The sequence below is a fragment of the Acidimicrobiales bacterium genome (assembly GCA_035316325.1).
GTDB lineage: Bacteria > Actinomycetota > Acidimicrobiia > Acidimicrobiales > VFJN01 > DASXTK01.
Window position 1 is genome coordinate 1 of record DATHJB010000028.1, and the last position, 22858, is coordinate 22858.

General features: G+C 71.9%; 22 protein-coding genes. 10 read left to right on the forward strand and 12 right to left on the reverse strand.

What is annotated here, in order from left to right:
- Positions 1-432 (forward strand): sugar phosphate nucleotidyltransferase (locus VK611_03915; GenBank protein HMG40444.1); only part of this gene is annotated, 432 nt, incomplete at its 5' end.
- 70 nt (positions 433-502) lie between these two features.
- Here the strand turns inward: VK611_03915 and VK611_03920 are convergent.
- Entirely contained in the window at positions 503-1042 is a 540-nt protein-coding gene (locus tag VK611_03920) for a hypothetical protein (GenBank protein HMG40445.1), read from the reverse strand.
- Between the two features lie 38 nt (positions 1043-1080).
- On the opposite strand from VK611_03920, the gene VK611_03925 reads away from it, so the two are divergent.
- Positions 1081-1470 (forward strand): SCP2 sterol-binding domain-containing protein, encoded by a 390-nt coding sequence (locus VK611_03925; protein HMG40446.1) that lies wholly within the window; start codon positions 1081-1083, stop codon positions 1468-1470.
- 161 nt (positions 1471-1631) lie between these two features.
- On the forward strand, positions 1632-2468 hold the full coding sequence (locus VK611_03930) for a DNA-formamidopyrimidine glycosylase family protein (GenBank protein HMG40447.1): 837 nt from the start codon (positions 1632-1634) through the stop codon (positions 2466-2468).
- Between the two features lie 68 nt (positions 2469-2536).
- Here the strand turns inward: VK611_03930 and VK611_03935 are convergent, their stop codons facing one another.
- Positions 2537-3526 (reverse strand): malate dehydrogenase, encoded by a 990-nt coding sequence (locus tag VK611_03935; GenBank protein HMG40448.1) that lies wholly within the window; start codon positions 3524-3526, stop codon positions 2537-2539.
- Between the two features lie 39 nt (positions 3527-3565).
- Here VK611_03935 and VK611_03940 point away from each other — a divergent pair, with 39 nt between their 5' ends.
- Positions 3566-5089, forward strand: coding sequence for a serine/threonine-protein kinase (locus tag VK611_03940; GenBank protein ID HMG40449.1), 1524 nt, complete (start codon positions 3566-3568; stop codon positions 5087-5089).
- 3 nt (positions 5090-5092) lie between these two features.
- Here VK611_03940 and VK611_03945 read toward each other — a convergent pair whose 3' ends face one another.
- Positions 5093-6511 carry an aldehyde dehydrogenase family protein gene (locus VK611_03945; protein HMG40450.1) on the reverse strand — a complete coding sequence of 473 codons (1419 nt, stop codon included), beginning with the start codon at positions 6509-6511 and terminating at the stop codon, positions 5093-5095.
- Between the two features lie 248 nt (positions 6512-6759).
- Between VK611_03945 and VK611_03950 the strand changes: the two genes are divergently transcribed.
- The gene (locus tag VK611_03950) at positions 6760-7407 is read left to right on the forward strand and encodes a class I SAM-dependent methyltransferase (GenBank protein ID HMG40451.1); all 648 of its coding nucleotides are present in this window, start codon (positions 6760-6762) and stop codon (positions 7405-7407) included.
- Positions 7408-7436: 29 nt separating this feature from the next.
- Here the strand turns inward: VK611_03950 and VK611_03955 are convergent, their stop codons facing one another.
- Positions 7437-9167: an amidohydrolase family protein gene (locus VK611_03955; GenBank protein HMG40452.1), complete on the reverse strand. Its 1731-nt coding sequence runs from the start codon at positions 9165-9167 to the stop codon at positions 7437-7439.
- Between the two features lie 132 nt (positions 9168-9299).
- Here VK611_03955 and VK611_03960 point away from each other — a divergent pair, with 132 nt between their 5' ends.
- On the forward strand, positions 9300-10514 hold the full coding sequence (locus tag VK611_03960; GenBank protein HMG40453.1) for an NADP-dependent isocitrate dehydrogenase: 1215 nt from the start codon (positions 9300-9302) through the stop codon (positions 10512-10514).
- Positions 10515-10532: 18 nt separating this feature from the next.
- Here VK611_03960 and VK611_03965 read toward each other — a convergent pair whose 3' ends face one another.
- The 4 genes from VK611_03965 to VK611_03980 form a co-directional block, all read right to left on the reverse strand.
- A complete protein-coding gene (locus VK611_03965; GenBank protein ID HMG40454.1) occupies positions 10533-11624 on the reverse strand; it encodes a hypothetical protein in 1092 nt (363 codons plus the stop codon).
- A 27-nt stretch (positions 11625-11651) separates the two neighbouring features.
- A complete protein-coding gene (locus VK611_03970; protein HMG40455.1) occupies positions 11652-13154 on the reverse strand; it encodes a site-specific DNA-methyltransferase in 1503 nt (500 codons plus the stop codon).
- A 66-nt stretch (positions 13155-13220) separates the two neighbouring features.
- The gene (locus tag VK611_03975; protein ID HMG40456.1) at positions 13221-14099 is read right to left on the reverse strand and encodes a methylenetetrahydrofolate reductase; all 879 of its coding nucleotides are present in this window, start codon (positions 14097-14099) and stop codon (positions 13221-13223) included.
- Between the two features lie 83 nt (positions 14100-14182).
- The gene (locus VK611_03980) at positions 14183-15040 is read right to left on the reverse strand and encodes a tetrahydrofolate dehydrogenase/cyclohydrolase catalytic domain-containing protein (GenBank protein ID HMG40457.1); all 858 of its coding nucleotides are present in this window, start codon (positions 15038-15040) and stop codon (positions 14183-14185) included.
- A gap of 105 nt (positions 15041-15145) precedes the next feature.
- On the opposite strand from VK611_03980, the gene VK611_03985 reads away from it, so the two are divergent.
- Positions 15146-16519, forward strand: a complete 1374-nt coding sequence (locus VK611_03985; GenBank protein ID HMG40458.1) for a tetratricopeptide repeat protein — start codon at positions 15146-15148, stop codon at positions 16517-16519.
- Between the two features lie 24 nt (positions 16520-16543).
- Here the strand turns inward: VK611_03985 and purH are convergent, their stop codons facing one another.
- Together purH and purN are read right to left on the reverse strand one after the other, a co-directional pair.
- Positions 16544-18103 carry a bifunctional phosphoribosylaminoimidazolecarboxamide formyltransferase/IMP cyclohydrolase gene (purH, locus tag VK611_03990; protein ID HMG40459.1) on the reverse strand — a complete coding sequence of 520 codons (1560 nt, stop codon included), beginning with the start codon at positions 18101-18103 and terminating at the stop codon, positions 16544-16546.
- Positions 18103-18672, reverse strand: coding sequence for a phosphoribosylglycinamide formyltransferase (gene purN, locus VK611_03995; GenBank protein HMG40460.1), 570 nt, complete (start codon positions 18670-18672; stop codon positions 18103-18105). Before purN ends, purH begins: the two co-directional genes overlap by 1 nt.
- Before the next feature lie 144 nt (positions 18673-18816).
- Here purN and VK611_04000 point away from each other — a divergent pair, with 144 nt between their 5' ends.
- Positions 18817-19275, forward strand: a complete 459-nt coding sequence (locus VK611_04000; GenBank protein HMG40461.1) for a hypothetical protein — start codon at positions 18817-18819, stop codon at positions 19273-19275.
- A 135-nt stretch (positions 19276-19410) separates the two neighbouring features.
- Here the strand turns inward: VK611_04000 and sucD are convergent, their stop codons facing one another.
- On the reverse strand, positions 19411-20307 hold the full coding sequence (gene sucD, locus VK611_04005) for a succinate--CoA ligase subunit alpha (protein HMG40462.1): 897 nt from the start codon (positions 20305-20307) through the stop codon (positions 19411-19413).
- 12 nt (positions 20308-20319) lie between these two features.
- Positions 20320-21468: an ADP-forming succinate--CoA ligase subunit beta gene (gene sucC, locus VK611_04010; GenBank protein HMG40463.1), complete on the reverse strand. Its 1149-nt coding sequence runs from the start codon at positions 21466-21468 to the stop codon at positions 20320-20322.
- A 134-nt stretch (positions 21469-21602) separates the two neighbouring features.
- On the opposite strand from sucC, the gene VK611_04015 reads away from it, so the two are divergent.
- Both VK611_04015 and VK611_04020 read left to right on the forward strand, forming a co-directional pair.
- Positions 21603-22118: a hypothetical protein gene (locus tag VK611_04015; GenBank protein HMG40464.1), complete on the forward strand. Its 516-nt coding sequence runs from the start codon at positions 21603-21605 to the stop codon at positions 22116-22118.
- Positions 22119-22191: 73 nt separating this feature from the next.
- Positions 22192-22858, forward strand: a 667-nt coding sequence (locus VK611_04020) for a hypothetical protein (protein ID HMG40465.1), incomplete at its 3' end; no start/stop codon positions are given.

The following is a 22858-nucleotide window of genomic DNA, read 5'->3' on the forward strand; positions in this document are numbered from 1 at the left end:
CGATCGTGCCCACGCCGTCGCCCCACGTTCATGTGCACGTGGGGCGACGGCGTGGGCACGATCGACCTCGACGCGCTGCTCGCCTTCCACCGCTCGCACGGCAAGCTCGCCACGTTGACGGCCGTGCGGCCACCGGTCCGGTTCGGGCACATGGAGCTCGACGGCGACCGCGTGGTGGAGTTCTCGGAGAAGCCGCCGGCCAGCGAGGGCTGGATCAACGGGGCCTTCTTCGTGTTCGAGCCCGGGGTGTTCGACTACATCGACGGCGACGACACGCGGTTCGAGAAGGAACCGCTGGAGAACCTGGCGCTCGACGGCGAGCTGATGGCCTTCCGCCACGAGGGCTTCTGGCAGTGCATGGACACGGTCCGCGACCGGCGCCTGCTGGAGGACCTCTGGGCCACCGACCCACCGTGGAAGGTGTGGTCGTGAGCATGTCCCCACCGTGGAAGGTGTGGTCGTGAGCATGTCCCCACCGTGGAAGGCGTGGGGTTAGTCGGGGTCAGCCGAGGGCGGCGGGGAGCGGGCTCGACGTGAGCCAGCCCGAGCCGTCGACGTCGCCCCAGACGTGGCCCCGACGGCCGGGTGCGGTGTCGACGGCGATCCTCTCGTCGCCGACGAGGATCTCCCCGTACACCAGGCAGTCGATCTCGTAGGCCCAGTCGACCCGCCGGGGCTCGTCCACGGTCTCCCAACCCAGATCCAGCCCGAAGGGGACGGGGTCGCCCAGCAGGGTGGCCGTCACGTCGAGCGGCGGGTCGATCCGCAGGGCGAACGCCTCGCAACCCACGCTGACGTGGTCGAACGCCGTCTCCACGAAGTGCTCGGCCCACAGCCCGTGGGTGCGGATCTCCAGGGTGCCGGGCCGGGGCGGCGGCACGTCGTCGTCGACGACCACCACCAGGTCGCCGTTCCGCACCAGGCCGGACCGGTAGCGCCAGAGCTCCCCGGACACCAGCTGGACCGCCAGCACGACGTCGCCGAACGTCAGGTCGAACCACCAGCCGTCGGCGGTCCCCGGGTGGGCGCGCTCGTCGTCCAAGGCCGCGACCCTACGGTCCCAGCGGTAGCTTCGGCGTCGTGCGCTACCTCAGCCCCGAGTGGTTCGCCGCCGCGAGCGAGGCGCTCGTCGACGACCCCGGGCTGGCCGGGGCGACGGCGGGCCTGCGGCTCACGCTGCAGCAGACCGTCACCGACGTGCCCGACGGCGACGGGGTCGTGCGCTGGTGCCTCGTCGTCGAGGACGGGGTGCGACTCGTGCCGGGGCCGCTGGACGACGCCGACCTGCGCTTCACCACCAACTACGCGGTCGCCGCCGCCATCGCCACCGGCGACCTCGGCGCCCCCACGGCCTTCATCCGGGGCGACCTGACGGTGGGCGGCGACCTGACCCTCCTCACCACCCACCAGCGGGCGCTCGCCGCGGTGCACGACGTGCTGGCCGAGGTGCGCAAGGACACGGTGTTCTGAGTGCGTCAGCGGATAGGCACGTCAGCGTCCGTTGCGGCGGTGTTGCTGGCTGGGAGGCCGCCCGGTGCCGGGCCGGCCGACTGGGGGTGGTCGGCCGCCAAATCCCGGACTCGTGGGCCGCGCCGAGCGCCCTATCCGCGGGGCCTCTGACGATGCCGGAGATGCCCGAGGTGCAGGCCCACGCCGAGCGGCTCACCGAGGACTTCGGCGGCGACGCCCTCACCCGGTTCCTGCCGCTGACGTTCACCGCCCTGAAGACCTTCAGCCCCGCCCCCGAGGCCGCCTACGGGGAGCCGCTGGAGTCGGTGGGCCGACGGGGCAAGTACCTGCTGCTGAACTTCGCCCCGGCGACCTTCATCGTCCACCTCATGCAGGGCGGGCGGCTGCTGGTCGACCAGAAGCAGGCGGCCAAGCCCCGCAACGGGCAGGCCCGCTGGCTCTTCGCCGACGGGCGGGCGCTGCTGCTCACCGAGGCCGGCACCGAGCGCCGGGCGGGCGTGTGGGTGGTCGGCGGCGACGCCGCGGACCGCCTGGCGCAGCCCCCGCTCGACCGCCTGGGCCCCGAGGCGCTCGACCTCGACGTCCCGACGCTGCAGGAGCTGCTGACCGAGCACAGCATGCGGCTCCACGGCTGGCTGCGCGACCAGCGCATCGTCGCCGGCATGGGGCGGCGGCTGGCCAACGAGGTGTGCCACCGGGCGAAGATCTCGCCGTTCGCGTCCACCGGGAAGCTCGACCACGACGCCGTCGCCCGGCTGCACGCCGCCATCGGCGAGTGCATCGCCGAGTCGCTGGCCTACGAGCGGACCCGCTCCGACATGTCGTCGTCGAAGGACCGGCCCGGCAGCGTCCACCACCGCGAGGGCGAGGCGTGCCCGGTGTGCGGCGACACGATCCGGGCCGTCGAGTACCGCTCCTACACGGTCAACTACTGCCCCACCTGCCAGACCGGTGGGAAGGTGCTGGCCGACAACACGACCAGCCGCTTCCTCAAGTAGCCCGACCGACCCGAAGTTGCGTGGGTGCTGGCCCTGTAGCAGCCGCCAGCCACGCAGTTTCGGGTGGGTCAGATCAGGCCGAGGCCGGCGACCGCGTCGCGCTCGTCGGCCAGCTCGGCGACCGAGGCGTCGATGCGGCCCCGGGAGAAGTCGTCGATCTCCAGGCCCTGCACGATCCGGTACTCGCCGTCGACGGTGGTGCACGGGAACGAGGAGATCAGCCCCTCGGCGACGCCGTAGCTGCCGTCGGACGGGATGCCCATCGACACCCAGTCGCCCTCGGGGGTGCCCAGCGCCCAGCTGCGGACGTGCTCGATGGCGGCGTTGGCGGCCGACGCGGCCGACGAGAGCCCCCGGGCCTTGATCACCGCCGCGCCCCGCTGCTGCACGGTGGGGATGAACTCGTCCTCCAGCCAGCCCTGGTCCTGGCCGACGGCCTGCCAGGCCGACTTGCCCGCCACCTCGGCGTGGAACACGTCGGGGTACTGGGTGGCCGAGTGGTTACCCCAGATGGTCATGCGGGTGACGTCGGCGACGGGCGCCCCGGTCTTGGCGGCCAGCTGGGCGATCGCCCGGTTGTGGTCGAGCCGGGTCATCGCCGTGAAGCGCCCGTTCGGCACGTTCGGCGCGTTGTGCATGGCGATCAGGGCGTTGGTGTTGGCCGGGTTGCCGACCACCAGGATGCGGACGTCGGCGGCGGCGTTGTCGGAGATCGCCTTGCCCTGGACCGTGAAGATCTTGCCGTTGGCCTGCAGCAGGTCGGAGCGCTCCATGCCGTCCTTGCGGGGCATGGCGCCGACGAGCAGGCCATAGTTCGCGCCCTCGAACGCCCGGTTCGGGTCGTCGGTGCGGACGATGTCGGTGAGGAGCGGGAAGGCGCAGTCCTCCAGCTCCATGCGCACACCCTCCAGCGCACCGAGCGCCGGGGGGATCTCCAGCAGCTGCAGCACCACCGGCTGGTCGGCGCCCAGCATGCGCCCGCTGGCGATCCGGAAGAGGAGCGCATAGCCGATCTGGCCAGCAGCTCCGGTGACGGCGACGCGGACGGGATCCTTCATGAGCGGACAGTACAGCGCGGCTCTCATAGGCTCCCACTCGTGGTGGGCACGTCGTTCGTCGGGCGGGAACTGGGCCGCTATCGCATCGTCTCGGTGGTCGGCTCGGGCGGTTTCGCCACCGTCTACCGGGCCGTCGACACCGGTCTCGAGCGCACGGTGGCGCTCAAGGTGGTCGACCCCGCGGCCCATCACAACCCCACCGTCGCCCGGCGCTTCCTGCGCGAGGGGCAGGCCGTCGCCAGCCTCGACCACCCGGCCGTCGTGCCCGTCTACGACGCCGGCGAGGACGACGGCGTGCTGTGGCTGGCGATGCGGCTGATCGAGGGCAGCTCGCTCGACGACTCCCTGCGGACGGGACGCCGGCTGACGTCCGACCAGATCGTCGCCGTGACGGCCCGCATCGGCGGGGCGCTCGACCACGCCCACGGCCAGGAGCTGGTGCACCGCGACGTCAAGCCGTCGAACATCCTGCTGGAGGACAACGACCCTCGCCGGGCGTGGCTGGTCGACTTCGGCATCGCCGCCACGGCCCGCACGATGGGCCAGTACACGACCGGGGCGTTGGGGACCGCGGCGTACATGGCGCCCGAGCAGGCGCGGCCGGGGCAAGGCGGCGGCCGAGGACCCGGGGCGCCGGCCGACTTCTACTCGCTGGCCTGCGTCGCCTTCGAGATGATCACCGGCGGCCGGCCGTACCCGGGCGAGGACTACGTGCCGCTCCTGATGGCCCACGTCAACGCCCCGATCCCCCGCTGCGGCCACCCGGGCGTCGACGCCCTGATGGCCCGGGCGCTCGCCAAGGACCCGGCCCAGCGGCCGGCGACGGGCGCCGACCTGGCCCGCGACCTGCGCCAGGCCTTCACCGAAGGCACCGGCACCACCGCGCTCATTCCCTTCCCCGTCGACGCCCCGACCCAGCCCCACCGCCCCGGCGACACCCACACCGTCGTCGCCGGGGTGGCGCCCGGGCCGCCGCCGACCGTCGCTGATCCCCGGCACGACACGCTCATGCACCCGGAGGTCCATCGCCCGCCGCCGCCGGCCTCGCCCTACCCGGCAGCGGCCGCCCGACCTGCGCAGCCCGCCCGGTCGGGGGCGCGTCGGGGGCAGGTCGCCCTCGTGGCGGGGGTCGCGGCGCTGGTGGTCGCCGCCGTGGCGACCTACCTGGCGCTCCCCCGCTCCGACGGCACCGTCGAGGTCACCGACACCCAGGGCATCTCCTACCGCATCCCCGACGCCTGGGGGCGCACGCAGGAGAAGCCGGTCACCGAGTACTCCGTCGACGGCACCGTGGTCGCCACTGTCGCCAACTTCGAGACGAACGACGCCGCGGCGGCTGACCTGCTCCAGGAGGCCTCGACCTGCGACGCGCCACCCGCGGCCCGCAGCGTCGACGGCTCCGGCAACGCGGCCGCCTGCACCAACCCCACCGGCGACGTCGCCGTGGCGGTCGGCGCCGTGCGCAACCGGCAGTTCTGGGTGGTCACGGTCCACCCCGCCGTGCCGGCCGATCAGCGGGAGGCGTTCCTCGACAGCCTCCGGCTGACCGACCCCACGACGTGACCGCTACAGCTGCAGCGCCTTGAGCTCGAAGAACTCGTCGAGCCCGTGGGGACCGAGCTCCCGCCCGTAGCCCGACTGCTTGTAGCCACCGAACGGCGCCTGCACGTTGAACCCGCCGCCGTTGATCTCCACCTGACCGGTGCGGATCCGGCGGGCGACGGCCTTGGCGTGCTCCTGGTCGCCTGACCACACGCCGCCGGCGAGGCCGTACGGCGAGTCGTTGGCGATGCGGACGGCGTCGTCCTCGTCGTCGAAGGGGATGATCGTCAGCACCGGGCCGAAGATCTCCTCCTGGGCGATGGTCATCGAGTTGTCGGCGGTGAACACCGTGGGCTGCACGTAGTAGCCCTGCTCCAGACCCTCGGGCGACTCCGCGCCCCCCGTGACCAGCGTGGCGCCCTCGTCGAGGCCCTTCTGGATGTAGCCGCGCACGGTGTCGAGCTGGGCCTTCGAGGCCAGCGGCCCGAGCCGGGTCGTGTCGGCGAAGGGGTCGCCCGGCGTGAACGTCTGGGCGACGCGGGCGGCGATCTCCTCGGCTTCGGCGAGCTTGTCGCGCGGCACCAGCATGCGGGTGAGGGCGCTGCAGGTCTGGCCCGAGTTGAGGAAGCACTTGCCGACGCCGTCGGTGATGGCCCGCTCGAGGTCGGCGTCCTCGAGGATGACGTTGGCGCTCTTGCCACCCAGCTCCAGGGTCACCCGCTTGATGGTCTGGGCGCCCAGCTCGGCGACGCGGCGGCCGGCCCGGGTGGAGCCGGTGAAGCTGACCATGTCGACGTCGGGATGGGTGGCGATCGCCTCGCCGACCTCGGCACCGGCGCCGCTGACCAGGTTGAACACGCCCGGCGGCAGGCCCACGTCGGCGATGATCTCGGCCAGGATGAAGGCGCTGATCGGCGCCACCTGCGACGGCTTTGCGACCACCGTGCAGCCGGCGGCGAGCGCCGGGGCGACCTTGGCCGACAGCTGGTGCAGCGGGTAGTTCCACGGCGTGATGGAGGCGACCACGCCCACGGGCTCCTTCACCACCACGCTGTTGCCGAGCTGCTCCTCGAACTGGAACGCCTGGATCCCCTGGGACGCACCCTGGAAGCTCGCCAGCGGCAGGCCCACCTGCACCAGCGTGCTCAGGGTCTTCGGCATGCCGACTTCCTGGCTGACGTACGTGGCGATCTCGTCCATGCGGGCCATCAGGCCCTCGGCGATGCGGTCGAGGTACTTGGCCCGCTCCTCGACGGGGGTCGTCGACCACGACTCGAACGCGGCCTTGGCGGCGGCGGCGGCCCGGTTGACGTCGTCCTCGTCGCCCCTCGGGATGGTGGCCACCACCGACTCGTCGGACGAGCTGAGGACCTCGATCGAACCGGTGCCCGACGGCGCCACCCACGCCCCGTCGATGAAGAGCTTGTCGTAGACCTGCACCATGTTTCCCCCTTGAGGTTGGCGGCCGTCTCTCTCTGATAACTGACGTTAGGCCGCTTCTTGACTCTACGGTCAATGGTCGGCGGGGGCCGGCTACGGTCGCCTCCCCTGAGCGCCAAATCTCTGCCTTCTCCTGCCAGCTCCGGTGCCGTGGACGAGGCGTCGGGGCCCGGAGGTCGGCGAGACTGATCGTGCGGCCCGGTCTCGATCGGGCTGACGGTCGAGGCGCTACGACTTCTACCGTGCGGACCATGCACGAGCACGAACACGGCGAGCAGCGGTTCGGCGCGGCGGCGCAGGCCGCCGAGTGGGACGCGAGGTACGACGAGCACGACGGCGCGATGTGGAGCGGGCGGCCGAACGGGCGGCTCGTCGCCGAGGTCGCCGACCTCACCCCGGGCCGGGCGCTCGACGTCGGTTGCGGCGAAGGCGGCGACGCGATCTGGCTCGCTCGGCGCGGCTGGACGGTCACCGCGATCGACGTCTCCGATCTGGCCGTAGGCCGGGCGCGGGAGGCCGCCGAGCTGGCCGGCGCCACCATCGACTGGGTCTGCGGCGACGCCCTCCGGACACCGTTGCCGGCCCGCTCGTTCGACCTCGTGTCGCTGCAGTACCCGGCGCTGCCCAAGGCCGCCGGCGAGGCCACGGTGCGGGCGTTGCTCGACACGGTGCGCCCGGGCGGGTTGCTGCTCGCCGTCTACCACGACCTCGACGACGAGCACCGCGAGCACATGAAGTCGCGGGGCGTCGACCCCGCGGACTACGTCGGCGCCGACGACCTCGGCCGGCTGCTCGGCGACGACTTCACGGTCGAGCTGCACGCGGTCGAGCCGCGCATCGACCCGCCGCCCGACACCCCGCACATCGCCGACGTCGTCCTGCGCGCCCGACGTCGCTGACCGGGCGGCAGGGACCGTTCGCTAGGAGGTCACACGGTCACGGTGTCGACGCCCGACCGGATGATCTGGCCCGGGGTGGCGCCGGTGCCGGCGTTGTCCACCACGGTGGCGACGCCGGCGACGTAGACCCGCCGGATCCCCTCGGCCTCGGCGGTCAGGCGGGCGGCGCCGCCGGGGAGGTCGGCCACCAGGCGGGCGGGGCCGGAGTTGACGGTCTCGGGGTCGAAGACCACCAGGTCGGCGTGGTAGCCCTCGGCGATGCGGCCCCGGTCGCGCAGCCCGAACAGCCGGGCGGGATCGTCGGTGATCATCTGCACCGCCCGCTCCAGCGTCGCCAGCTTGCGGCCCCGCAGGCAGTCGGCCAGCAGCCGGGTCGTGTAGCTCGCCCCGGACATGCGGTCGAGGTGGGCGCCGGCGTCGCTGCCGCCCAGCAGCACCCGGGGGTCCTGCCAGACGACCTTGCGCATGGCCCACGACTCGGCGTCGTTGTCGGTGGGCATGGGCCACAGGACGGTGCGGAAGTCGTCGGCGGCGACGATGTCGAGCAGCGTGTGGAAGGGATCGGCGTCACCGCGCTCGGCGGCGATGTCGACCACCTGGCGGCCCGAGAGCCCCTCGTTGGCAGCCGAGTAGGTGTCGCCGATCACGTAGCGGGCCCAGTCGGCCAGGCGGCGGAACACCCCCGCCTCCTCGCTCCGGGCGTGGGCCGCGAGCGTGGCCCGGACCTCGGGATCGGCCAGCTGGGCCTTCTTCTCGTCGAGCGGGAGGCGCAGCACGTCGCCCCAGCCGGGGATCAGGAACAGGGCGCAGAACGTGCCGAAGCTCATGTTCATCGGCACCAGCACCGGCATGGTGAGGGCGACCACCCGGCCGCCCTGCTTGTCGGCGAGGTCGGCGGCGCTGAGCTGGCGCGGCACCCGCTCCGGGACCGACGAGTCGACCGTGAGCACGTTCCAGTTGATCGACCGGCCGCCCGCGGCGACGCTCATCGCCGCCACCAGCTCGATCTCGTCGTCGCTGAACTTGTCGAGCCCGCCCTCGAAGGCGCCTTCCAGCACCGTGCCCTCGTGCTCGCCGACCGCCCCGCACAGCGCCAGCAGCTCGTCGTGGGAGGCGTGACGGGAGGCGACCGGTTGGCCGTCGCCGTCGCTGTGGGTGGACGACAGCGTGGTGGAGAAGCCCAGGCCGCCGGCGTCGATGGCCTCGTGGAGCAGCTGGACCATGGCGTCGAGCTGCTCGGGGGTGGCCTTGCCGCCCACGGCGTCGGTGCCCATCACGTAGCGGCGCAGGGCGCAGTGGCCGACCATGAAGCCGGCGTTGACGCCGATGCGGCCGTCGAGGCGGCCGAGGTACTCGCCGAAGCTCTCCCAGTCCCAGGTCACGCCGGTCTCCAGGGCGGCGAGCGGCATGCCCTCGACCCGGGCCATCATGCGGCGGACGTAGTCGCCGTCCTCGGCCCGGAGCGGGGCCAGGGTGAAGCCGCAGTTGCCGGCGACGACCGAGGTCACGCCGTGGACGTTGGAGGGCGACGCCGCCGGGTCCCAGAAGAGCTGGGCGTCGTAGTGGGTGTGGGGGTCGACGAAGCCGGGGGCGACGACGAGGCCGTCGGCGTCGAGCGTCTCCGTGGCTTCGGTGGCCTCGTCGGGTTCGATCGGGCCCACCGTGACGATCCGCCCGTCCTTCACGCCGACGTCCGCCCGGCGCGCCGGTGTCCCGGTGCCATCGACGACGGTCGCTCCCCGGATCACGAGATCGAGCATGGCACTCCCCTTGAATCTGACGGCCCGTCAGATACTAGAGCAGGTAGCCGAGGTTCGTTCGAGCCGACTAGGTTGCACACAAGTCGAATACAAGTTGCCGCCCTCCCGGCCGCCCCTGAGAGGTTCCTCCCGATGTCCAAGATCGCCGTTGCCAACCCCGTCGTCGAGCTCGACGGCGACGAGATGACCCGGGTCATCTGGCAGTTCATCAAGGACAAGCTCATCCTCCCCTACCTCGACGTCGAGCTCCTCTACTACGACCTGTCGATCCAGAAGCGCGACGAGACCGACGACCAGATCACCGTCGACGCCGCCGAGGCGATCCTGGAGCACGGCGTGGGCGTGAAGTGCGCCACCATCACGCCCGACGAGGCCCGGGTCGAGGAGTTCGGCCTCAAGAAGATGTGGAGGTCGCCCAACGGGACGATCCGCAACATCCTCGGCGGGGTCGTGTTCCGGGAGCCGATCATCTGCAAGAACGTGCCGCGGCTGGTGCCGGGGTGGACCAAGCCGATCATCATCGGCCGTCACGCCCACGGCGACCAGTACAAGGCGTCCGACTTCGTGGTGCCGGGCCCGGGCACGGTCACCATCAGCTACGTGCCCGACGACGGCAGCGAGCCGCTGGAGCTCGAGGTCGCCAAGTTCCCGGGCGGCGGCGTCGCCCTGGGGATGTACAACTTCGACGACTCGATCCGCGACTTCGCCCGGGCCTCGTTCCGCTACGGGCTCGACCGGCAGTACCCCGTGTACCTGTCGACCAAGAACACGATCCTCAAGGCCTACGACGGGCGCTTCAAGGACCTGTTCGAGGAGGTCTTCGACGCCGAGTTCAAGGCCGACTTCGAGGCCGCCGGGCTCACCTACGAGCACCGGCTGATCGACGACATGGTCGCCCAGGCCCTCAAGTGGGAGGGCGGCTACGTGTGGGCCTGCAAGAACTACGACGGCGACGTGCAGTCCGACATCGTGGCGCAGGGCTTCGGGTCGCTCGGTCTGATGACGTCGGTGCTGCTGACCCCCGACGGCCGTACGTGCGAGGCCGAGGCCGCCCACGGCACCGTCACCCGGCACTACCGGGCGTGGCAGCGGGGCGAGAAGACGTCGACCAACCCGATCGCCTCGATCTTCGCCTGGACCCGGGGGCTCCGCTTCCGAGCCAAGCTCGACGGCAACCCCGAGCTCGACCGCTTCGCGTCGACGCTGGAAGAGGTGTGCGTCTCCACCGTCGAGGCCGGCCAGATGACCAAGGACTTGTCGCTGCTGGTGGGTGGCGACACCCCGTGGCTCACCACCGACGAGTTCCTCGAGGCCCTCGACACCAACCTCCGAGCCGCCGCGAGCTAACCGATCCCGCGCCGCCGCTCAGCGGGGGTGGGGAGCCGACAAGGGCCAGTAGCCGGGGATTCGGGAGTGAGGGGTGTCGAGGTAGACCTTTGCCTCGGGGCGCTGGGCGAACTTGCCGTGGCTCCAGCGGATCTCGACGTGGCCGTCGATCGTGGTGGTCTGCAGGGACCGGCGGCTCGTGACCGTGACGGACCACTGGACCACCGGCTGCTCCCGGAACGTCGGGGTGATGACGACGTCGTCGATGCGGAAGTGCTGCCGCCAGTCCCAGGCGGTGGCGATCCTCAGCCGGAGGGACCCGGCGGGCGCGGCGCCGAGCACGAAGTAGGGCGCCGAGCCGATCCGCAGCAGGCGCCACAGCACCCGCTCGACGTCGGCGCCGGCCAGCGCCTCCCGCCACCGTGCCGCCGACGCCTCGGCAACGGCCGCGGAGAACTCGACCGCCGCCGGCCGCAACGCCGCCGTCCACCGCCCCCGACCCAACCGCCGCTGCAGGCGCTCCCGATCCCCCGCCGTCAGCTCCACCACCGAGTCGGGGAACCCGTCCGACCGTCCCGCGCCATCCACCATGGCGGGCACGGGCACGGGCACGGGCGCGAGCGCGGGTGGCTCGGCGTGGAGGTGGTCGAGGGTGGCGTCGTAGAGGGACTGGTACGCCGCGGGGGCGACCTCGGCGAACCAGTCGCCGGAGCGACCACCCTGGCCGTGGCCGCCGGCGAGCAGCCGGTCGAACACGTGGGTCGGCGAGGTGTTGGACACGATCTGCGACAGGTACTTGCAGCTGACCAGGAAGACGTGGTCGATGCGGAGGTCGGCCGGCACCGCCTCGTCGCCGGGCTGCTTCTGGGCGCCGCGCCACTCGATGGTCAGCGGACGCCGCCCCCGCAGCCCGTCGGCGGCCGCCAGGAACGCCACCCCGTTGTGCCACGCCCCCAGGAACTCCTGCCCGTAGGCCCCACCCCGGTGCAGCTCCTCCAGCAGGCACCACAGCTCCGGCGACATGCTCACCATCTCCGCCGGCCGCGCCGCCAGCGCCTCTTCGAGGCTCCCGAACCCCAGCGTCCCGAGCCCGGTCACCAGCTCCGTGATCGTCGTCCTGTGGTCAGCCACCGCTCGCCGCTCCCCTGGGACCCTGGCCTAGCCAGCGCCCTCGGCGTGCCGCCGTAGCCGCTTCAGGTCGTCGTCCACCACCAGCCGGACCACGTCGGCGATCGTCTTCCCGGGACCGTCGCCCACCACCGCGGCCAGCGCCCGAGCGCCGGGGCTGCCGGCCGGAGGGACGTCGGTGGTCAGGACCAGCAGGCGGGCACCGGCGTCGGCTGCCGCCAGGACGCTGGCTTTGCCCAACACCCGCCACAAGGTCTCGGTGCGTCGGAGACCGGGGTTGGCGCTGGAGAAGCCGCCGGCCACCTCGACGTACCAGACCTGACCGTCCTGGTCGCGTGCCCGGAAGCTGGCGTCGACCCCCGGCACCACCTTCACGTTGATCTGGATCCGCTCGAAGCCCGCGGCGGCCAACGCCACCTGGGCCACGTCCTTCGCCTTGCGTCCGGCACGGAGCACCTCCGCCACCGCGTCGGGCCCGGCGTCGCCGGCGTCGGTTCCCGCCACGGCCGGCAAGCGGACCGGGCGGCCGATCGCGTCGACCCTCTCGCGCTCGGCGTCGACCCGACCCAGTGCCTGGGCGACGTAGTCGGCGTCGGTGTCGAAGCCGACGAAGTGGCGACCGGAGCGCACGGCGGCCACCGCGGTGGAGCCCGAGCCCATGAACGGGTCGAGCACCAGGTCGCCCTCGTAGGTGTAGAGGTCGACCAGCCGCCGGGGCAGCTCGACCGGGAACGGCGCCGGGTGGCCCACCCGGGTGGCGCTCTCGGCCGGCATCTCCCACACGTCGTTGACCAGGTCCATGAACTCGTCGGCGCTGATCGTCGCCACCGAAGGCTCCTCGGCCGCGGCGCGGTCACGGGCGCTGCGGGCCCGGTCGAAGCGGCCCTTCGACGCCACCACCACCCGCTCGGTGAGGTCTCGGAGGACCGGGTTGCCCGGGCGTTGGAAGGTGCCCCAGGCGCACGACCCGCCCGCGGCCTTGGCCTTCACCCAGACGATCTCGCCCCGCAGCAACAGGCCCAGCCGCTGCAGGATCTCGATGACGTCGGCGGACAGCGAGCGGTAGGGCTTGCGACCGAGGTTCGCCACGTTGACCGCGATCCGCCCGCCGGGCTCGAGCTTGCGGACGCACTCGGCGAACACACCGTGCAACATCTCGAGGTAGGCGACGTACGACCCCGGCACGTGCCCTTCGCCGATCGCGGTCTCGTACTCCTTGCCGGCGAAGTAGGGGGGCGAGGTGACCACCAGGGCCACCGACGCGTCGGCGACGTCGCCGTAGCGGTCCATCTCGCGGGCGTCGCCCACCCAGATCTCGTCGACCGAGGACGCCGGGTTGATGATCTCGTCGTCGCTCACCGAAAGCTTGGGGAAGCGTTCGTAGAACTCGGAGGCGTCGTGGTTCTCGCGACGGGACACCCCGAACCGTGACGTCGCGGTGGGCCGACGCACCCGACGCGCCGGCGGCACCGACGACCCGTCGATCACCGGCGCCCCCGCATCGACGCCCTCTCGCCCACTCGTGTACGCCATGGACCGCACCTTATGCACCGGGTGTAACAGTCAAGGCGGATGGCGGCACCCGGCGCGCGAAAAGTTTCAGGGGGATGCGGGAGGGGGCGTGAGGCCCAGGTTCTCGACGATCTGGAGGGACGACTCGGAGCGGTTCATCGCGTAGATGTGCAGGCCCGGGGCGCCCGCGTCGAGCAGCGCGCGGCCCAGCTCGGTCGACACCTCGACGCCGATGTGGCGCACCTCGGCCGGGTCGTCGGCGACGGCTTCGAGCCGGGTCAGCAACGCCGGCGGGACCGCCGCCTCGTTCATCTTCGCCATCCGCACCAGGCCCGCCAGGTTGATCGGCGGCATGATGCCCGGCAGCACCGGCTTGGTGGTGCCGGCCGCGGCCAGCTCGTCGACCATCCGCAGGTAGTCGTCGACCTGGAAGAAGAACTGGGTGATGCCGAAGTCGGCGACCTCGAGCTTGGCGGCCAGGTGGCGCCGGTCCGACGCCCGGTCGCCCGCCGAGCGAGGGTGCAGCTCCGGGTGCGCCGCCACGCCGACCGAGAATCCCGCCGGATGCGCGCGCACCAGCTCGACCAGCTCCGACGCGTAGCGGAAGTCGCCGGTGAGCTCGCTGCCGTCGGCGGGCGGGTCGCCGCCCAGGGCCAGGATGTTGAGCACGTCGTTGTCCTGGTACTCGTCGAGCAGGCCCTTGATGTCGACCCGGGTGTGGCCGACGCAGGTGAGGTGCGCCATCGCCGGGAACGCCTGCTCCCGGTTCACCCGCACGACGATGTCGCGGGTGCGGTCGCGGGTGGAGCCGCCGGCGCCGTAGGTGACCGACACGAACGACGGGCGCAGCGCGGCCAGCTCCTCGATGGTCCGTTCGAGGTGCCGTTCGGCCTCGTCGGTCTTGGGCGGGAAGAACTCGAAGCTCAGCGTCGGGCCGGCAGCCAGCAGTTCGGCGATGCGCGTCATCGTGCGCCGAGGCTAGTGGTGCGCCGCCGACACGTCGCAGCCGTTACGGACGACCAGCACCGGAACCGCCGGAACCAGCGCCGCTAACGGATCGAGCGCTCGACCGCGCTCACCGTGTTGCGCAGGAGCATCGCGATCGTGGTGGGACCGACGCCGCCCAGCCGAGGGGTGATCCACGACGCCACCTCGCCGACCGATTCGTCGACGTCGGCCAGCAGCTTGCGGCCCTCCCAGCTGATGCCCCCACTGATCACGACCGCGCCCGGCCGCACCATGTCGGGCGTGACGAACGAGGCCCGGCCCACCGCCGACACCACGATGTCGGCGTTCCGGGTGTAGTCGGCCAGGTTGGGCACCCCGGTGTGGACGACGGTGACGGCGGCGTTGGCCCCCGGCTGCTTCGTGGTCAGGAGCAGGGCGAGGGGCCGGCCCAGCGTGGGGCCTCGCCCGATGATCACGACGTGGCGCCCGGCGACCTCGATGCCGTAGTGCAGGAGCAGCGCCTGGATGCCGGAGGGAGTGGCCGGGACCGGCCCGTCCTCCTGCAGCACGAGCTTGCCCAGGCTGACGGGGTGCAGGCCGTCGGCGTCCTTGGCGGGCTCCATGCGCTCCAAGGCCTCGCCGAAGTCGAAGTGGTCGGGCACGGGATACTGGATCAGGTAGCCGCTGACGTCGGGATCGGCGTTGAACCGGTCGACCGCGGCGAGCAGGTCGGCCTGGGTGCCCGACGCGGGCACGTCGATGTGGTGGCTGCCGATGCCCACCAGCTCGCAGGCCTCGTGCTTCTTGCGGACGTAGCCGGCCGACGCCGGGTCGTCGCCGACGAGGATCGTGCCCAGCCCCACCGAGTGGCCCTCTTTGGCGAGCACGCGCACGCGCTCGGTCACGTCGGCCAGCACGCTCTCGGCGACAGGGGCCCCGGCGAGGAGTTGGGCGGTCATCAGGGCTCGATGGTAGTGGCCCTGGTCTCCGCACAAATCGGGGTGGGACGTGACATCCGCCGGTGAGAGGGATGTACGCCGACGTTCCGGGGAGGGGTCGTGGATGTGACGAGACGATCGATCGTGCTCCCCGATCGCGGGTCGGTCCTGCTGTACGTCGCATCCGCCTCCCTGCCCGACGCACCCGACGCGCTCCCTCGGGAGCTCGTCGAGCTGCTCGGCGAGCTCGGGCCCGACGCCACCGGCGCGGACGTGGCCGACGGCCCGACGCTCGTCCGCCGCCTGCAGGCACTGGCGACCACCCTCGGCACCGGGGCTCTGGAGCTGGTGCGTCAGGTCCCCGACTGCACTGGCCCCCGACTCTGGTCACCCGGCTTCGGCCCTCCGCCCCCGGAGCGACCGCCGCTGCTGGTCGACTTCGCCGAGGCCCTCCACCGGGCCGCGCCGCCGGTTCCCGCGCGACCCGACCCCGTCGACCCGCCCGACGACGACGACCACGATCGGCTGGCGGCCAGCCGGGAGGCCGTGCGCTTCTTCCGGGAGGCCGTCCGCCAGGAGCCACACCTCTACCTCCCCGACCTCGCCGCCGCGCTGCAGGACCACTCCGTGGCGCTCGCCGCCAACGCCGACGACAGCGCCGAGGCCGTCGCCGCCGCCGAGGATGCCGTCGCCCTCCGCCAGCACCTCGCCAGGCAGGACCCCGGCCACCTGCCCGACCTCGCCGAGGCGCTGCGCAACCTGGCCGCCCGCCTGGTCGGGGTGGGGCGGCGGCCGGAGAGCCTGGCCGTGCAGGAGGACGTCGTCGCCATCCGCCGCCACCTCGCCAACGCCCACCCGGCCCGTCACCTGCCGCCCCTCGCGGCGGCGCTCGACGAGCTGGCGGAAGGGCTGGAGGCGTCCGGACTGCACGCGGCGCGGGTCGTCGCCCTGGAGGACGCCGTCGCCCTCCGGCGGCACCTCGCCCGTGCCCTACCCGAGCGGTTCCTGCCCGACCTGGCGGCCGCGCTGCACACCGTGGCGCAGGGCCTCGCTGCCGTCGACCGGACGTCGGAGGCCCTGGCCGCGCTGGACGAGGCCGTGGCGATCCGGCGCGACCTCGCCGCCCAGAGCCCCGGGCGCTACGTCGGCGACCTGGCCGCGTCGCTGCAGGCACTGTCGGTGGGGCTGGGGGCGCTCGGCCAGCAACCCGAGAGCCTGGCTGCCGGCGAGCAGGCCATGCAGCTGTTCGAGCTCCTGGCCCGGCACGACCCCGACCGCCACGGCGACCACCTGGCCACGGCGATGGAGAACCTGGCCATCAGCCTCGGCGCCATGGGTCGCCACGACGAGGGCCGGGCCGCCAGCGAGCAGGCGGTAGCCCTGCGCCGGCCCGACGTGGTCGCACCCGTCGGTCGCTGCTGGTGCTCCTGCCACCGCGCCGAGGCCCACCCACCCGTCGACGCCACCGCCACCACCGGTCCCATTCCCATCGTCAGGTGACCCGGACCAGCAGGCCTGGGACCCTCAATGCAAGAAGTGGCGTTCGCCGGTGAAGACCATGGCGAGGTCGAGGTCGTCGGCCTTCGCGATGTTGACGTCGTCGCGCACGGAGCCGCCCGGCTGGATCACGACCGCCACGCCGGCGGCGGCCGCGGCCTCGATGCCGTCGGGGAAGGGGTAGAAGGCGTCGCTGGCGCACGCACCCCCGGCGGCACGCCCCGCCGCCTTCGACGCCGCCAGCTCGCCCGACTCCACCCGGTTCTGCTGGCCGGCGCCGATGCCCCAGGCCACGCCGTCCTTGGCGAGCACGACGGCGTTCGACTTCACCCAGCCGCACAGCCGCCACGCCAGGTCGGCGTCGGCCCACTCGGCATCGGTCGGCCGACGAGCGGTGACCACCCGCCAGTCGGCCCGGTCGGCGACGAAGCGGTGCTGGTCCTGCACGAGGAGCCCCCCGGTGACGGGACGCAAGTGCCAAGCGTCGGGCACCGGCCCCTCCGCCTCCAGCAGGCGGGTGTTCTTGCGCTTGGCCTGCAGCGCCTCGATCGTCCCCGGGGCGTACGAAGGGGCGATGATCAGGTCGGCCTGCGCCGCGGCCACCATCCGCTCGGCGGTGGCCGCGTCGACCTCCTCGGTCACCGCCACGATGCCCCCGAAGGCCGAGCGCTCGTCGCACTCGAAGGCCCGCTGGTAGGCGTCGGCCTGGGTCGAGGCGACCGCGGCCCCGCACGGGTTGGCGTGCTTGACGATCACGGCGGCGGGTCGACCGAACCGCGCCGCCAGGTCGTGGGCGATCTGCCAGGCGGCGTCGGCGTCGTAGAGGTTGAGGTAGCTGAGGGCCAGGCCGCCGTGCTGGGTCAGCGACGCCCACCAAGGGTCGGCCCCGTCGGCGCGGTAGAGCGCCGCCCGCTGGTGGGGGTTCTCGCCGTACCGGAGCGCCAGGGGCTCCCGCCAGTAGGTGAGGTGTTGCGACGCCGGCAGCTCGGCCACGGCGCCCTCCCCGGAGTCTCCGGAGTCCTCCGACGATGCCGCGAACCACCGGGCGATCTCCGCGTCGTAGGCGGCGATCACCGAGAACGCCTTCGCCGCCAGCCGCCGCCGCGTGGCCGCCGACAAGGAACCCTCCGCCCGGATCTCGTCGAGCACCGGGCCGTAGTCGTGCGGATCGACGACCACACCCACCGAGGCGTGGTTCTTCGCCGCCGCCCGCACCAGCGTCGGGCCGCCGATGTCGATCAGCTCGATCCCCGGATCCGTGGAGAAGGGATAGAGGTTGGACACCACCAGGTCGAACGGCTCGATGCCGTACTCCTCGAGCTCCGCCACGTGCGCCGGGTCGGACCGGTCGGCCAGCAGGCCACCGTGGATGTTGGGGTGCAGCGTGACCACCCGGTGCCCCAGGATCGCCGGGAACCCAGTCAGCTCGGCCACGTCGGTCACCGACAGGCCGGCCTCGCGCAGCGCCGCCGACGTGCCACCGGACGACACCAGCTCCCACCCCGCCTCCACCAGCCCCCGGGCGAGGCCCACCACCCCGTGCTTGTCGTAGACGGACAACAGGGCGCGCGGCGCGGACGGGGGCACTAATCCTCCAACTCGTGTTCGATGTAGCGGCGGATCGTGTGGGGGTAGAGCTGACGCTCCACCTCCTTGATGCGCTCGTGCAGGGTGGTCTCGGTGTCGCCCGCGAACACCGGCACCGCCTCCTGGGCCAGGATCGGGCCGTCGTCCATCTCGGCGGTGGCGACGTGGATGGTGGTGCCCGTGACCTTCACCCCGTGGGCGAGGGCGTCGCGCACGGCGTGCCAGCCCTTGAACGCCGGCAGCAGCGCCGGGTGGCTGTTGAGGACCCGGCCGGGAAAGGCGTCGACGATGCCCGGGACCACCGTGCCGAACCCCGCCATCACCACCAGGTCGACCCCGTGGGACAGCAACACCTTCACCAGGCGCTCCGAGTACGCAGCGCGGTCGAACGCGCTGCCCCACTCCGTCCGTTCGACCAGTTCGGTCGGGGTGCCGTGCTGCCCCGCCACGTCGAGCGCGCGGCACTGGCGGTCGGTGACCACGACGGTGACGGGCAGCGCGTCCGCCAGGATCGCATCGAGTAGCGTGCCGCTGCCAGAGGCAAGGACAGCGATCCGAGCTGCGGGCATCGGAGCGATGCTAGCTGGGTACGCTCCCGGCGCTCGAAGCTCGGGAATGACTGACGGGACACCACGTGACGCGTTAGCGTTCCAGCACTGCGCCTCATCTGAGTACCGACAGAAAGGGCGGTTAATTCCGTGGACCTCAACAAGTTGTCCCTCGGCGACAAGATCGTCGCCGGAGCGGGCATCGTTCTCTTCCTCTTCTTGCTGATCCTTCCGTGGCACAGCGTGACGGTCGACTTCGGCGAGTTTGGTGGCGAGCACACCGAGACCGTTGGTGCGCTGTCGAGCCAAAGTGGCTTCGGCGTTCCGTGGCCGGCATACCTGGTGATCCTGCTGCTGATCGCGCTCGTGGCCGTGGTGCTTGTTCGCAAGCTGACCACGACCGACCTGCCCGAGCTGCCGATCCCCTGGCGCCAGGCGATCTTCTACGGCTCGATCGCCGTCCCGGTCCTGCTGCTGCTGAAGCTGATCCTGGAGACGGACTACCTCGCGTTCTGGGCCTACCTCGACATCCTGATCGGCATCGGCATCGCCTACGGCGGTTTCCTGATCTCCCAGGAGGCCGACGAGCCGGCTGCGGGCACCGCACCCCCGACGCCCTTCTAGGCACTGTCGCTCGATCGTTCGGAGAGGACGAGAGGGCGAGAGAGAACGAGAGAACGAGAAAGGCCCCGCTCGCAGGAGCGGGGCCTTTCCGTTACCTCGCCCTCCTCAGGGCGACCGTCGGGGTCGCAACGGGCCTCAGAGGCCGCGGACCACCTCGACCATGAGCTGACCGGCCTCGGTGGGGTTGAGGCCCACCTTGGCGCCGGCGTCGCGCAGGGCGTCCATCTTGGCCTGGGCCGTGCCCTTGCCGCCCGACACGATGGCGCCGGCGTGGCCCATCTTCTTGCCGGGAGGGGCGGTTACGCCGGCCACGTACGTCACGACCGGCTTCGACATCTTGGCGGCGATGAACTCGGCCGCTTCCTCCTCGGCCGAACCGCCGATCTCGCCGATCATCATCACGGCCCGGGTGTCGGGGTCGGCCTCGAACGCCTCCAGGCAGTCGATGAACGACGTGCCGGGCACCGGGTCGCCACCGATGCCGACGCAGGTCGTCACGCCGATGTCGTTGAGCTTCAGCTCGTAGAGCGCCTGGTAGGTCAGCGTTCCCGAGCGGCTCACGATGCCGACGTTGGGTCGACCCTCGACCGGCTCCTTGGCGATGTGGCCGGCGGTGATGCCGATGTTGGCCTTCCCCGGGCTGATGATGCCGGGGCAGTTCGGCCCGAGCAGCCGCACGTGGGGGAAGTCGCGCCGCAGCTTGTTGAAGAACCAGGCCTCGTCCTGGGCGGGCACGCCCTCCGTGATGCAGGCGATGAACGTGACACCGCCCTCCGCGGCCTCGATCACCGCGTCACGCACGCCCGGCGCCGGGATGAAGATGCACGACGCGGTGGCGCCCGTCTCGGCGACGGCGGCGGCCACCGAGGCGAACACCGGGATGCCCTCCACGTCGGTGCCGGCCTTCTTCGGGTTCGTGCCGGCGACGACCTGGGTGCCGTACTCCTTGTTGAGGAGCCCGTAGAAGCGACCCTGGCTGCCGGTGAGCCCCTGGTAGACGACCTTGGTCGTCTCGTCGACGAAGATGCTCATCTGGTGTGACCTCTACTTCCCGGCCTCAGCCAGCTCGACGACCTTGCGGGCGGCGTCGACCATCGTGGGCTGCATCTGGAGCGAGTCGGACAGGTGGGGCTCGAGGATCTCGCGGCCCAGGTCGGCGTTGGTGCCGTCGAGCCGGATGACGATGGGCACGTCGATCTGCACCCGCCCGAGTGCGGTGACGATGCCGTTGGCCACCTCCTCGCCCTTGGTGATGCCGCCGAAGATGTTGATGAAGATCGACCGCACCTTGGGGTCGTTGTTGATGACCTCCAGCGCACCCGCCATCACCTCGGCCGAGGCACCGCCACCGATGTCGAGGAAGTTGGCCGGCTCGCCGCCCACCTGGTTGACGATGTCGACGGTCGACATGGCCAGCCCGGCGCCGTTGGCGATCACGCCGACGAACCCGTCGAGGCCGACGTACTGCAGGCCCTTCTCGTAGGCGGCCTGCTCGCGCTCGTCGCGGACCTGGGTCTCCTCGTACTGCTCGTAGTCCGGGTGGCGGTACACGGCGTTGCCGTCGAGGGTGACCTTGGCGTCGAGGGCGTGGACCTCGCCCGTGGGCTTCAGGATCAGCGGGTTGATCTCCACCAGGTCGGCGTCGCCGTCGACGTAGGCGGTGTAGAGCTTCTGCAGGATGTCGACCGCACCCTCGGTGGCCTGGGGGTTCAGCTTGGCGGCGGCGACCCAGGCTCGGGTGGCCTCCTCGCTGAGCCCGTCGACCGGGTCGATGTGGATCTTGGCGATGGCGTCGGGGTTCTCCTCGGCGACCGCCTCGATCTCGACGCCGCCCTCGGCCGACAGCATCCCGAGGTGCTTCTTGGCCGAGCGGTCGAGGGTGAAGCTGGCGTAGTACTCCTCGGCGATGTCGGAGGCCTGCTCGATCCAGACGACCTTCACGACGTGGCCCTTGATGTCCATGCCGAGGATGTTGGTGGCGTGGGTGCGCACCTCGTCGGCGTTGTCCGCAAGCTTGATGCCGCCGGCCTTGCCGCGGCCGCCCACCTGCACCTGGGCCTTGACCACCACCGGGTAGTCGAGGCGCTCCGCCGCGGCGACGGCGTCGTCGACGGTGGTGACGGCGTCGCCCGGGCTGACCGGGATGCCGAAGCGGGCGAAGAACTGCTTGCCTTGGTATTCGAACAAGTCCAAGGGCGGGGGCCTCCCAGTTCGCTGACCTGCGGCCTGCCTGGCCGATCGTCCGGCGATACTACGGCCACCACCTGGGACGTCGGAAAGTTGGGTGGCTTGCAAGCCGGCTGGTGGTTCGAGTCGACTGGTCGGCCATGCCGATCGCTCGAAGCCGGGGTCACGCCGGGCGTGCCCTGTTGATCGCGGCGGCGGGTGCGTTGCTCACGCTGGCCGTCGCCTTCGGCATCTCCGTGCTCGACAACCGGGGCCGCGTCGAAGTGAAGCTGGGCGACGACACGTTCTCCGGGCTGCAGGCCGACGAGATGGCCGCCGACATCGCCGAGCGCGGGCCGTTCCTGGTGGCGGACGCGTCGCCCGGCGGCGACCGCGACATCGTGCTCCAGCACCTGAGCGACGACGTGGACGAGGGCTGGATCGCCATCGCCGCCCGCCCGCCGGGGGTGCCCCGCAACTGCACGATCCAGTGGCAGACCGACGACGGGGTGTTCCGGCTGCTCGACGAGAACGGCGCGGTCGGCGGCGAGTGCGACGGCACGGAGTACCCGCCCGACGGCGGTGACCTGGAGACGTTCCCGGTGGCCGTCGAGGACGGCAGGCTCGACGTCGACATCAACGCCGCCAACCGGGCCTCCACCACGATCGCCGGGTAGCGCACCCCGAGAACACTTGTGTTCGCAACCATTCGTTGTGAACCATCGGGTGAGGTCGACCGTCACAGCCGGTATGACGCTCCGCCACGCGGCATCGGCTGTTGCCGCGCTCGTCGTCGGGCTGCTGCCCGCGGCGCCGGCGCAGGCCGGTGGCACCTGGCTCAGCCCGGTGCGCGACAGCTACGCACCCGGGGACATCGTGACGCTCGTCGGTTACACGGGCGGCTCCGGGGCCGGCGGGACCCCGATGGACGGGCCCTACTTCGGCTGGCTGCGGGTCGACCCCGACGAGGCCTACCGCGACCCGCCCCCCGACCAGTGGCCATTCGTCCACCCCAGCGACCTCTACTTCGGCGAGCTGATCGTCGAGCGAACCGACGCGCTCAAGGGCTGGACGATGTTCCGGCTCGAGCTGTCGTACACGCTGCCCGCGACTCTGGCCGACGGCTCCTACGAGGTGGTCGTGTGCAACGACCCGTGCACCACCGGCTTCGGCGACGTCATCGGCGCCACCGTCTACGTCGGCGTCGACCCGCCGGAGCCGCTGACCCGGGAGTGGCTCCTCGACGACCCCGCGATCGCCCAGCTCGACGACGACGCCCTCGTGTGGCTCCCGGGCTGGCCGGGCTACTCCCGCACCGCCGGTGACATCCGGCGGGGTGCGACCGCCCCCGCCCCGGCGCCCGTCGACCCCGACGCGGCGAGGGAGACCGCCCAGGCCAGGCTCGACGCCGAGACCC